This is a genomic window from Ralstonia sp. 25C (assembly GCF_051904805.1).
GTDB lineage: Bacteria > Pseudomonadota > Gammaproteobacteria > Burkholderiales > Burkholderiaceae > Ralstonia.
The window spans coordinates 663,892-675,917 of sequence record NZ_CP196737.1 but is presented as its reverse complement, the minus strand read 5'-3'; the positions used below and the strand labels follow the sequence as shown (position 1 = coordinate 675,917).

General features: G+C 62.5%; 13 protein-coding genes. 11 read left to right on the top strand and 2 right to left on the bottom strand.

The features are described from left to right. Nucleotides 1-47: 47 nt before the first annotated feature. The 11 genes from ACS7SF_RS03130 to nagZ all read left to right on the top strand — a co-directional run bounded on the left by ACS7SF_RS03130 (nucleotide 48) and on the right by nagZ (nucleotide 10,052). A complete protein-coding gene (locus ACS7SF_RS03130; RefSeq protein ID WP_439891643.1) occupies nucleotides 48-1,565 on the top strand; it encodes a DegQ family serine endoprotease in 1,518 nt (505 codons plus the stop codon). Beyond that, nucleotides 1,562-1,837: a glutaredoxin family protein gene (locus ACS7SF_RS03125; protein WP_439891642.1), complete on the top strand. Its 276-nt coding sequence runs from the start codon at nucleotides 1,562-1,564 to the stop codon at nucleotides 1,835-1,837. Before ACS7SF_RS03130 ends, ACS7SF_RS03125 begins: the two co-directional genes overlap by 4 nt. Before the next feature lie 213 nt (nucleotides 1,838-2,050). Continuing rightward, on the top strand, nucleotides 2,051-3,850 hold the full coding sequence (gene lepA, locus ACS7SF_RS03120; protein WP_439891641.1) for a translation elongation factor 4: 1,800 nt from the start codon (nucleotides 2,051-2,053) through the stop codon (nucleotides 3,848-3,850). A gap of 30 nt (nucleotides 3,851-3,880) precedes the next feature. Then, nucleotides 3,881-4,774: a signal peptidase I gene (gene lepB, locus ACS7SF_RS03115; RefSeq protein ID WP_439891640.1), complete on the top strand. Its 894-nt coding sequence runs from the start codon at nucleotides 3,881-3,883 to the stop codon at nucleotides 4,772-4,774. A gap of 63 nt (nucleotides 4,775-4,837) precedes the next feature. After that, complete coding sequence (locus ACS7SF_RS03110; protein WP_439891639.1) at nucleotides 4,838-5,206, top strand: DUF4845 domain-containing protein; 369 nt, start codon at nucleotides 4,838-4,840, stop codon at nucleotides 5,204-5,206. 1 nt (nucleotide 5,207) lies between these two features. Next, nucleotides 5,208-5,978, top strand: a complete 771-nt coding sequence (rnc, locus tag ACS7SF_RS03105; protein ID WP_426393987.1) for a ribonuclease III — start codon at nucleotides 5,208-5,210, stop codon at nucleotides 5,976-5,978. Nucleotides 5,979-5,986: 8 nt separating this feature from the next. After that, a complete protein-coding gene (gene era, locus ACS7SF_RS03100) occupies nucleotides 5,987-6,925 on the top strand; it encodes a GTPase Era (RefSeq protein WP_426393984.1) in 939 nt (312 codons plus the stop codon). A 31-nt stretch (nucleotides 6,926-6,956) separates the two neighbouring features. After that, entirely contained in the window at nucleotides 6,957-7,778 is an 822-nt protein-coding gene (gene recO, locus ACS7SF_RS03095; protein ID WP_439891638.1) for a DNA repair protein RecO, read from the top strand. Next, entirely contained in the window at nucleotides 7,775-8,566 is a 792-nt protein-coding gene (gene pdxJ / locus ACS7SF_RS03090; protein ID WP_439891637.1) for a pyridoxine 5'-phosphate synthase, read from the top strand. The genes recO and pdxJ overlap by 4 nt, the downstream gene beginning before the upstream one ends. After that, nucleotides 8,563-9,006, top strand: coding sequence for a holo-ACP synthase (gene acpS, locus ACS7SF_RS03085; protein ID WP_439891636.1), 444 nt, complete (start codon nucleotides 8,563-8,565; stop codon nucleotides 9,004-9,006). The genes pdxJ and acpS overlap by 4 nt, the downstream gene beginning before the upstream one ends. Next, nucleotides 9,003-10,052 carry a beta-N-acetylhexosaminidase gene (gene nagZ, locus ACS7SF_RS03080; RefSeq protein ID WP_439891635.1) on the top strand — a complete coding sequence of 350 codons (1,050 nt, stop codon included), beginning with the start codon at nucleotides 9,003-9,005 and terminating at the stop codon, nucleotides 10,050-10,052. Before acpS ends, nagZ begins: the two co-directional genes overlap by 4 nt. A 77-nt stretch (nucleotides 10,053-10,129) precedes the next feature. Here the strand turns inward: nagZ and efp are convergent, their stop codons facing one another. Both efp and earP read right to left on the bottom strand, forming a co-directional pair. Beyond that, on the bottom strand, nucleotides 10,130-10,696 hold the full coding sequence (gene efp / locus ACS7SF_RS03075; RefSeq protein WP_426398843.1) for an elongation factor P: 567 nt from the start codon (nucleotides 10,694-10,696) through the stop codon (nucleotides 10,130-10,132). A gap of 120 nt (nucleotides 10,697-10,816) precedes the next feature. Continuing rightward, the gene (gene earP, locus ACS7SF_RS03070) at nucleotides 10,817-12,010 is read right to left on the bottom strand and encodes an elongation factor P maturation arginine rhamnosyltransferase EarP (RefSeq protein WP_439891634.1); all 1,194 of its coding nucleotides are present in this window, start codon (nucleotides 12,008-12,010) and stop codon (nucleotides 10,817-10,819) included. Nucleotides 12,011-12,026: the final 16 nt, after the last annotated feature.

Sequence of the window (12,026 nt, the reverse complement as noted above, 5' to 3'; positions counted from 1 at the left end):
GCCCGCGCAGCACATTTCTCTATCTGTTTTCGTTCCGGGGAGCCTCCATGCGTACCGCTCGATCCGTTCACGCTTTGCGTTTGCTGTGTGTTGCCGCTGCTCTGGCGCTGGGCGGTGCGCTTGCGCCAGCCTATGCGCAGAACGCCACCGGCAGCACGGCGACGGGCACCTACGGCTTGCCCGACTTTGCCGATCTGGTGGAAAAGGTTAGCCCGGCTGTCGTCAATATCCGCACCACCGAGAAGGTGCGCATGCGCAACGGCCCGAGCGACGACGACATGGCCGAGTTTTTCCGTCGCTTCTTCGGCGTGCCGCTGCCGGGCATGCCTGGTCAGGGTGGTCAAGGGCAAAAACGCCGCAACGCGCCTCCGCAGCAGGAAGAAGAGCAAAGCCGCGGCGTGGGCTCCGGGTTCATCATTTCGGGTGACGGCTACGTTTTGACGAATGCGCACGTTGTCGAAGGTGCGGAAACCATCTATGTCACGCTGATCGACAAGCGCGAGTTCAAGGCCAAGGTGATTGGTGTAGACAAGCGGACTGACGTCGCGCTGGTCAAGGTGGATGCCACCGGCTTGCCGAGCCTGAAGCTTGGGGATTCCGACAAGGTGCGCGTGGGCGAATGGGTCTTGGCAATCGGCTCGCCGTTTGGCCTGGACAATACGGTGACTGCGGGCATCGTGTCGGCCAAGGGGCGCGATACGGGGGATTACCTGCCGTTCATTCAATCCGATGTGGCCGTGAATCCGGGCAATTCGGGCGGACCGCTGATCAACCTGCGTGGCGAGGTGATCGGCATTAACAACCAGATCTACAGCCAGAGCGGTGGCTACATGGGCATCTCGTTCTCGATTCCGATCGATGAAGCGATGCGTGTGGCGGATCAGCTCAAAGCGCAGGGTCGTGTGACCCGCGGTCGCATTGGGGTGGCCATCGACAACGTGCCGAAGGATGCGGCGGAATCGTTGGGCATTGGCCGTGCGCGCGGCGCCTACGTGGGCAACGTTGAGTCGGGTGGTCCGGCGGAAAAGGCTGGCATCGAGGCTGGCGACATCGTTCTGAAGTTCAATGGCCGCGACGTCGAGAAGGCCGGCGATCTGCAGCGCCAGGTCGGCGAGACCAAGCCCGGCACGCGCGCGACCGTGCAAGTCTGGCGCAAGGGTGCAACGCGTGACTTGACGGTGACCGTGGCCGAGCTGCCTTCGGATACCAAGGTCGCCCAGCGCGGCAAGGGCACGCAGCCGGACAACAGCCAGCAGGGTCCGGGTAAGCCGAATGCACTGGGGCTGGTGGTGGCCGATCTGTCGGATGGTGCCCAACGCGAATTCAAGACCAAGACTGGTGTCGAGGTGCAGGTGGCCGAAGGGCCCGCAGCGCGCGTTGGCATTCGGCCGGGGGATCTGATCCTGCGCGTGGGCGACACTGATATCACAGGCGCCAAACAGTTCAATGATGTGGTCGCCAAACTCGACAAGAACCGTATGGTGGCCGTGTTCGTGCGCCGTGGCGATGCGACCCAGGTGGTCACGATGCGCCCGAGCACTGCGCGTTCGGGCAGTGGCCAGTGATTGAGCTGACGCTGTACGGCCGCTCATACTGCCATTTATGCGACGACATGAAGGTCGCGCTGGAGCCATTCCAGCGCGGCTTTTCGTTTGTGCTGCACGAGGTGGATGTCGATCGTGATCCGGCGTTGGAAGAGCGTTTCGGTGAGCTGGTGCCGGTGCTGATGACGGGCGCGCCGGACGCGCCGCCGGGCGGGGCTCAGGAGTTGTGCCACTACTTCCTGGACGCGTCTGCCGTGCAGGAGTGGCTTGCGCAACAGCTGGCGCGCGGCTGACGCGTCGCTGCCGCAAAAAGAGGCGCGGGGAGCCCCCGGAAATCCGGTAAAATCGCCTGTTAGCGCCGATTTTTGCAGTGCACGATTTTTGTGTCGCAGCCTCGGCTTGGAATCCAATACCTCCCGCTGGCGCCGTCTCACGCGCGCTGGCCATGCCGGAATCGCCTCGCGCCCGGCAGATGCGCCCGGGATGGGCGCTTTTCGACGCATTCGATGGACAATATCCGTAATTTCTCGATCATCGCCCACATCGACCACGGCAAATCGACGCTGGCCGATCGCATCATCCAGTTGTGTGGTGGCCTCTCCGACCGCGAGATGGAAGCCCAGGTGCTGGACTCGATGGATATCGAGAAAGAGCGCGGCATCACCATCAAGGCCCAGACCGCCGCACTGTCGTACAAGGCGCAGGACGGCAAGGTCTACAACCTGAATCTGATCGACACCCCGGGGCACGTCAACTTCAGCTATGAAGTCAGCCGCTCGCTGTCCGCCTGCGAGGGCGCGCTGCTGGTGGTGGACGCCTCGCAGGGCGTGGAAGCGCAGACGGTTGCCAACTGCTACACCGCCATTGAGCTGGGTGTGGAAGTGGTGCCGGTGCTCAACAAGATCGATTTGCCGGCCGCCGACCCGGACAACGCGATCCAGGAAATCGAAGACGTGATCGGCATCGACGCAACCGACGCGACGCGCTGCTCCGCCAAGACGGGTGTGGGCGTGGCGGACGTGCTGGAAGCGCTGATCGCCAAGGTGCCGGCGCCCAAGGGCGACCCGGCCGCGCCGCTGCAGGCGTTGATCATCGACTCGTGGTTCGACAACTACGTTGGCGTGGTGATGCTGGTGCGCGTGGTGAACGGCACGTTGCGCGCCAAGGACAAGGTCCTGTTGATGGCAACCGGCGCGCAGCATCTGGTGGAGCAGGTCGGTGTGTTCTCGCCGAAGTCGATGCCGCGCGAATCGCTGTCGGCGGGGCAGGTGGGTTTCGTTATCGCCGGCATCAAGGAACTGAAGGCCGCGAAGGTGGGCGACACGATCACGCACGTGGCGCCGCGCAAGGCCGAGGCGCCGCTGCCGGGCTTCAAGGAAGTCAAGCCGCAGGTGTTTGCTGGTCTGTATCCAGTGGAAGCCAACCAATACGAAGCGCTGCGTGAATCGCTGGAAAAGCTCAAGCTGAATGACGCGTCGCTGCAATACGAGCCGGAGGTGTCCCAGGCGCTGGGCTTCGGCTTCCGCTGCGGCTTCCTTGGCCTGCTGCACATGGAGATCGTGCAGGAGCGTCTGGAGCGCGAATTCGACATGGACCTGATCACCACCGCACCGACGGTGGTCTATCAGGTGCAGCAGCGCGACGGCACCATGATCCAGGTGGAAAACCCGGCGAAGATGCCGGCGGACCCGAGCAAGATCGAGGCAATTCTCGAGCCGATCGTCACGGTCAATCTGTACATGCCGCAGGACTACGTTGGCGCCGTGATCACGCTGTGCGAACAGAAGCGCGGCTCGCAGATCAACATGAGCTACCACGGTCGCCAGGTCCAACTCACGTACGAAATCCCGATGGGTGAGATCGTGCTGGACTTCTTCGATCGCCTGAAGTCTGTCTCGCGCGGTTATGCGTCGATGGACTACGAGTTCAAGGAATACCGTGTGTCGGACGTCGTCAAGGTCGACATCCTGATCAACGGCGACAAGGTCGATGCGCTGTCCATCATCGTGCACCGTTCCAACAGCACGTATCGTGGTCGGGAAGTCGCCGCCAAGATGCGCGAGATCATCCCGCGCCAGATGTACGACGTCGCCATCCAGGCCGCTATCGGCGCCAACGTGATTGCGCGTGAGAACGTCAAGGCGCTGCGCAAGAACGTGCTGGCCAAGTGCTACGGCGGCGATATCTCGCGCAAGAAGAAGCTCCTCGAGAAACAGAAAGAGGGCAAGAAGCGCATGAAGCAGGTCGGCACCGTTGAAATTCCGCAAGAGGCCTTCCTGGCCATCCTGCGCGTCGAAGAAAAATAACCCGGACACCGCTCGGACGATCTCTCCTCCATGAACTTCGCCCTGATCCTGTTTATTCTCGTCGTCATCACCGGTATTGCGTGGGTGGCTGACAAGCTCGTATTCCAGCGCCAGCGTCAAGCCGCAGCAGCGACTGCGCTGGCTGAGTTCGATGCGCGTGCGCAAGTGCAAGCCCAGTACGGCGGCGGTGGCGATATTGGCGCGGCACGTCTGCAGTTGGCTGACGAGAAGCTGCGCCAGCCGTGGTGGCTCGAATACACCGCCAGCTTCTTCCCGGTGATCGCCGCGGTATTCCTGCTGCGCTCGTTCGTGATCGAGCCGTTCAAGATTCCGTCGGGCTCGATGATCCCGACGCTGCAGATCGGCGATTTCATCCTCGTCAACAAGTACACGTACGGCATCCGCCTGCCGATCGTGAACAAGAAGATCGTCGCGCTGAATCAGCCGCAACGCGGTGATGTGATGGTCTTCCGCTACCCGAAAGATGAGTCGATGGACTACATCAAGCGCGTGGTTGGCGTGCCGGGCGACGTGGTGAAGTACGACAACAAGCGCCTGACGGTGAACGGCCAGCCTGCCTCGTACACGCCGCAATCGGACTACCTCGACGGCGAGCGTCTCACGTATTCCAAGCAGTATCAGGAAACGCTCGGCAACGTTTCCCACAACATCCTGAACGACGCGGATCGCCCGGCCTATGTCTCTGGCCCGGACGATTTTCCGTTCCGCGAAAACTGCACTTACAATCAGGCCGGGTTTACCTGCAAGGTACCTGAAGGTCACTATTTCATGATGGGTGATAATCGCGACAACAGCGCGGACTCCCGTTATTGGGGCTTCGTGCCGGACAAGAACATCGTCGGGAAGGCGTTCTTCATCTGGATGAACCTGGGTGACTTGAAGCGGATCGGCAGCTTCCGTTGATCCGTAGAAGTGATTAATCAATCTCTTATTCAAACTCGGCACTTGCACAACGGGGGAAATGCAATGCGGATTCGTCAGGCTGGGCTGAAACGCCCGTCGCGCGGGATTACGATGTTCGGCATTCTGATCGGCATCATCGTGCTGATCACGGCGGTGTTGCCGGCGATCCGGTCCATTCCGAGCCTGATGGAGTACCAGGCGATCACGCGTGCGGTAAAGCAAGCACGCGAGCGTGCGTCTACGCGGCAGGACATTACCTCTGCTTTTGACAAGCAAGCGGCCATCGACGACATCACATCGCTCAAGGGCGACGATCTTGAAATACTGGATTCCGGCGGTTCCATTCAGGCCGTGCACTTCTCATACAAGCGAGAGATTCCGCTGTATGGCCCGATCGGCATGGTGATCACCTACTCGGGGACCCTGCGTTGAGATGAGTTTGGAAGCACTACAGCAACGTCTTGGCTACCGCTTCAGCAAACCGGAGTTGCTGCAGCAGGCGCTCACCCATCGCAGCCACAGCGCGATGCACAACGAGCGCCTGGAGTTTCTTGGCGATTCGATCCTGAATTGCGCCGTCGCCGACATGCTCTACGGTATGTTCGGCAAGTTGGATGAAGGCGATCTCTCCCGCGTGCGGGCGAACTTAGTCAAGCAGCAGGCGCTGTACGAGATCGCCCAGATGCTGCAGCTGCCTGATGCACTGCGGCTGGGCGAAGGCGAGTTGAAGAGCGGTGGTTTCCGCCGGCCGTCCATCCTGGCGGATGCGCTGGAAGCCATCTTCGGGGCGGTGTTCCTCGACGGCGGTTTCGATGCCGCCCGCACGCTGATCCGCAAGCTCTACATCCCGATCCTGGAGCAGGTCGATCCGCGCACCCTTGGCAAGGATGCCAAGACGCTGCTGCAGGAGTACCTCCAAGGTCACAAGATCGCGCTGCCGCTGTACACGGTGGTTGCCACCCACGGCGCGGCGCATAATCAGCAATTCGAGGTCGAGTGCACGATCCCGAAGCTGGAGATTCGCGTCTCCGGCAGCGGTGCATCGCGGCGCGCGGCCGAACAATCGGCGGCCAAGCTGGCCTTGGAAGAAGCGCATCGCCTGGTGCCGCAGCTCGTCAAGCGCAGCCGCGCCGAGCGCACTGGTAAGACGCGCAAGCAGGCCACGCCGCCCGATCCGCAGTTGTCTCTCAGGTTGAAGGAATAATCAGGTAAATGAGCGACACCCCATTGCAGCCTCCGCAGCCAGAATCTGGCGTGCCGGAGGGGTTCCGCTGCGGCATGGTCGCCATTGTTGGGCGGCCGAACGTCGGCAAATCCACGCTGATGAATGCCTTGGTGGGCCAGAAAGTCAGCATCACGTCGCGCAAGGCGCAGACCACGCGTCACCGCATCACCGGTATCCAGACGACGGAAGACGCGCAGTTCGTCTTCGTCGATACGCCGGGCTTCCAGACGCGCCACGCCACGGCGCTGAACCGATCCCTCAATCGCGCCGTCACGTCCACGCTGACGTCGGTGGATGCCGTGTTGTTTGTGGTGGAAGCGGGTCGTTATGGCCCGGATGACGAGAAGGTGCTCTCGTTGTTGCCGCGCGAGACGCCCGTAATCCTGATCGTCAATAAGGTCGATCGGCTGGATGGTTACACGCGTGCCGAGATGGTGGCCACGTTCCTGCAGGACATGGCGCAGGTGTTTCCGTTTGCCGAAATCGTGCCGATGTCGGCCAAGAATCGCGACGACATCGACCGTCTGCTCGGCATCGTGCGCCCGTACCTGCCGGAAGGCGAGCCGATGTACGACCCCGAAGCGCTGACGGACCGCAGCGAGCGGTTTCTGGCTGCCGAGATCGTCCGCGAAAAGGTCTTCCGCTGGACGGGCGATGAGCTGCCTTATTCCAGCACCGTCGTCGTCGACAAGTTCGAGACCGAAGGCCGTCTGCGCCGCGTGTTCGTGACCATCCTGGTCGACCGCGATGCGCACAAGGCGATGATCATTGGCGCGAAGGGTGCCAAGCTCAAGCAGATCTCCACCGAAGCCCGCATGGACATGGAAAAACTGTTCGACGGCAAGGTGTATCTGGAGGTCTGGATCAAGGTCAAGAGCGGCTGGGCCGACAACGAAGCCGGCCTGCGCGCCTACGGCTACGAGTAACCACTCAGCCACGCCACTCCACATACGCTCGATGGCGGGACGATCCGATCCGATTCCGGACGAGGCGGCGGAATGGCTGGCCGAGGAAGGCGTGGCAGGCGCCGCGCCGCGCAAGAGCTTTCCCGCTGGGCGTTCGGAGACGCGGGTTGCGGCACAGCCAGCCTTCGTGCTGCACAGCTACCCGTATCGGGAAACCAGTCTCATCATCGACGTTTTTACGCCCGACTACGGGCGCATGGCGCTGGTTGCCAAGGGGGCGAAACGCCCGCATTCGGCGTTGCGCGCGGTGCTTCAGACGTTTCAACCGTTGTCAGTCTCCTGGAGTGGTCGTGGTGATGTGCGCACCCTCACGCGTGCCGAGTGGGTGGGCGGCATGCTTCCGCTGGGCGGGGAAGGGCTGCTCTCCGGCTTCTATCTGAACGAACTGCTCGTCAAGTTTGTCGCCCGCGAAGACGGCCACCCCGTGCTGTTCGCGCACTACGTCGAAACGCTCAATAAGCTGGCGCACGGCGAACCTGCGGCTTTTACGCTGCGTGCGTTCGAGCGCGTGCTGTTGCGCGAAACCGGTTTTGCCGCGCAGCTTGATCGGTGCATTAATGGCGAGCCGGTGCAAGCCGATGGCGACTACGTCTATCACCCCGAACGCGGCATCCGGCGCACGCTGCCGAGCGATCCATCCTCGTGGCCCGTGTTGCGCGGCCAGACGTTGCTCGATATGGAGCACGATGATTACGCGTCGCGCCCGACGACCGCCCAGCAGAGCCGTAGCCTGATGCGTTTCTTGCTGCATTATCATTTGCACGGCACGCCGCTTTCGACGCGCCAGATCCTCATCGACTTGCAGAAACTATGATCTTTCACGCCTCACCGGGGGTCATCGACCTGGGCGTCAACATCGACCACGTTGCCACGCTGCGCAACGCACGCGGTACCGTCTATCCGGATCCGATCGCGGCGGCGCTGCTGGCCGAAGAGGCTGGCGCCGACCTTATCACGCTGCATCTGCGTGAAGACCGTCGTCACATCAAGGACGCCGACGTGCGCGCACTGCGCCCGCAACTGCGCACGCGCATGAACCTCGAATGCGCGGTCACGCAGGAGATGCTCGACATCGCGTGCGACATCGGTCCGCAGGATGTTTGCCTCGTGCCGGAGCGCCGCCAGGAAGTGACCACCGAGGGCGGGCTGGACGTGGTGGGCGGCTTCGCCAAGGTGCAGGCCGCGTGCAAGCAACTGGCCGATGCGGGCATCCGCGTGTCGCTGTTCATCGATCCGGATGCCGCGCAGATTGAGGCAGCCGCTGCCGCAGGCGCGCCCGTCATCGAACTGCATACCGGCCGTTATGCCGAAGCCACCGACGATGCCGAAGTGAAGGCCGAACTGGTGCGTATCGAAACGGCGGTGGAAGAGGGCATCCGCTGGGGTGTGCGCGTGAATGCCGGGCATGGCTTGCACTACACGAACGTGCAGCCGGTTGCGGCCATTGCCGGCATCCATGAACTCAATATCGGCCACGCCATCGTGGCGCACGCGGTGTTTGCCGGTTGGCAGAACGCGGTGCGCGAGATGAAGGCGATCATGGTGGCAGCGCGGTTGTCGTCGACAACGCCGGCCGCCGCACACCCAGGCGTGCCCGTATGAACGCGCCGGCTGCAGCTGCCTCGGTGTCCGGCGCCATCTACGGCATCGGCACCGACATCATCCAGATCGAGCGTGTCGAAGGTGTCATGCAGCGGACCAACGGCCGCTTCGCCGAAAAGGTGCTCGGGCCCGATGAGCTGCGCGTCTACCATGCCCGCAAGGCACGGTCCGAACGGCGCGGCCTGGCGTTTCTTGCCACGCGTTTCGCCGCTAAGGAAGCGGTGTCCAAGGCCATCGGCCTGGGCATGCGCTGGCCGATGACGTGGCGTGCGGTGCAGACGCTTAACCTGCCCTCCGGCCAGCCGGTGGTGCGCTACAGCGGCGAACTGGCCGACTGGATCGCCCAGCATGGCCTCCATATTCAGATCAGTGTGACGGACGAGCGCGACTACGCAGTCGCTTTCGCTGTCGCCGAGTTGCAAACGAAACCTTCCGCATGACTTCAACCAACAAGCAAAAGCGTCCTGGCCCGATCGTCCTTGATGTGGCCGGCCTCGAACTCGGCCCGGATGATGTCCGTCGCATCGCGCATCCGCTGACGGGCGGCGTCATCCTGTTCGCACGCAACTTTGAATCGCGTGGGCAACTGACGGCGCTCACCAAGGCCATCCGCGCTGTCCGTGAAGACGTGCTGATCTGTATCGATCACGAAGGTGGCCGCGTCCAGCGCGCGAAGACTGACGGCTTCACGCATCTGCCGGCCATGGGTGCGTTGGGCAAGCTGTGGGATACCGACGTGCTGGCTGCCACGCGCGCCGCCACCGCTTGCGGCTACGTGCTGGCGGCCGAGCTGCGCGCGTGCGACATCGACCTCAGCTTCACGCCGGTGCTCGACCTAGACTACGGCACCAGCAGCGTGATCGGCGATCGCGCCTTCCACCGCGACCCGCGTGTGGTGACGATGCTCGCCAACCACCTGACGCTGGGCCTGCGCCTGGCCGGCATGGCCAACTGCGGCAAGCACTTCCCCGGCCACGGTTACGTGCAAGCCGATTCGCACATCGCCGTGCCGGTGGACGAGCGCCCGCTGGAAGCGATCCTGGCTGACGACGCGCAGCCCTACGGCTGGATGGGCATCGGCCTGCAATCGGTGATGCCCGCGCACGTCATCTACTCGGCGGTGGATCCGAACCCGGCTGGTTTCTCGCGCTTCTGGCTGCAGGACATGCTGCGCGCGCATTTCAATTTCGATGGCGTGATCTTCAGTGATGACCTGAGTATGGAAGGCGCGAGCGTCGCTGGCTCGGTGGTCGACGGTGCGCGTGCAGCGCTGACGGCGGGCTGCGACATGGTGTTGATCTGCAACGCGCCGGATAAGGCCGATCGGCTGCTGGGGGAATTGGATGCGACGATCGGCAAGGCGTCGCTGCGGCGTGTGCGCCGACTGTTCGGTGGCAAGGCCGTGAAGGATTGGGCCAAGCTGCAGCAACAATCGGCCTACAAGCAGGCGCTGCGCACGTTGCGCGAGGCGAAACTCATCGCATAGTTCCAAAGCGCAACAACAAGCGCGATCGCAAAAGAAAAGGCTCCCGAGGGAGCCTTTCTTGTTGCTGCTGCGCCAGCTTACTTGGCGCGGCTGCGGTACTCGTCGGTACGCGTGTCGATTTCGATCTTGTCGCCGGTGTTGCAGAACAGCGGCACTTGGATCTTGAAGTCGGCGTTGTCGTTGATCTGGGCGGGCTTCAGGACCTTGCCCGAGGTGTCGCCCTTGACAGCCGGTTCCGTGTAGATGATTTCGCGGACAACCGTCGTTGGCAGTTCGACCGAGATGGGGTTGTCGTTGTACAGCGTCACTTCCACTTGCATGCCGTCTTGCAGGTAGTTCAGCGCGCTGCCCATGTTTTCGGCGTCGACTTCGTATTGTTCGCCGGTGCCCATGTTCATGAACACATAGCGCGAGCCGTCGAAGTAGGAGTACTCGGCTTCCTTCTTGTCCAGGATGATCTGGTCGAACTTGTCGTCGGCGTTGAAGACCGATTCGCTCGGTGCGCCAGTCAGCAGGTTCTTGTACTTCATCTTGATGACAGCACCCGAACGACCCGAGCGGCTGTACTCGGTTTTTTGCACGACCATTGCGTCGTTGCCGATCATGAACACGTTGCCTGCGCGGAGTTCTTGCGCGATTTTCAAAGCCATTTCACAGTTCCTGAGAGTAAGAGGGTTCGATGCGCGCCAAGCAACGAAGCACCGCGCGATACCCTCGGGTCGCGCGAACCAGGTCAGAGCCGGGGCCGCATACAAATCAGCCCGCTATTTTACCTGTTTTTCGCAAAATGCCACCAGATTCGCGGCGAGATCGCCCAGTTGCATCAAGCTTTGCTCCCACGTGATCGCCCGGCTACGCACGCTTGGCACAGCGGCGATGAAGTCGGCCCAGTTGAGTGATGCGGGCGCCCCATTCCAGGCATGCCAGAACGCAATGAGCGCATCGGCTTCGGCCTGGGGCAGCGCGGCGGTATAGCGGGCGAGAAATGCATCGAGCTTGGTCAGATGCACATCGTCGCTTTGCGGATAGATGTGCCAGACAAACGGCCGCAGCGCCCACTGGGCACGCACGAACGAATCTTCACCGCGCACGAAATTGACATCGCAGGCCCAGAGAAGCGGATCGTAGTGCTCCTGCTGCACAAACGGCACCACGGCGACTGTCAGATTGCCGCGCGACCAGCGGGCGCCGGTTTTTGCGGCGCCGGCGTCGCCCAAAAGGGCGGCGATCTGCGTGGCCGCCAAGCCCTCCGGCGCGAGGCAGAGGATCGGTTGGGGCGATGCCTCCCATTGGGCAACGAGCGCCGGCAGTGCTTCGTTGGCATAGGCAAACAGGCTCACGCGCAAGGCGTTGGGGTGCGCCCGCATCAGATCATCGACGCCAAGGCGATGCCACAACGCTTGGTGGGCTGCGGGGCTCGCCTCGAATGTTGAGCGTTGGGCGCCGAGGTGCGATTCGCGGAGTACGCCGCCCGTGTTGCGGGCGAAGCCTGGGAAGAAGAAATACTTGACCAGCGGCAGGCGCGAATGTGGCGATTGCATCGCGTGGTGCTCGGCGACCCAGTTCTCTGCGCTGAGATATTCCAGGTTGATCCAGACCGGCGCGGTGCCGTGCGCTGCCTGCTCGGCCATGTGCGTCAATATCGGCTCCGGGGTTGGGCATGCAAAGGCGCCAACTACCACGTCATGCGGTGCAGGATGTGCGTCGGCGGCAAGCAGCGTTGCCACCTGGGCATCGTCGCCCCAACGGCGGATGTCGACACCCGAGACGCGCTGCGCGTCGGCCGCAGCGTCCACGGCGGGGCAGAGCTTTTCGAATGCGCGCAGATCATCCATCCACAGGCGGACGGTATGACCATGCTCCTGTACGAGTTGCCGGGCCAGACGCCAGCACACGCCGATGTCGCCATAGTTGTCGACGACGCGGCAGAAGAGATCCCAGGACGTGATGGTGCGCATGCGGCAAGGCGAGGAG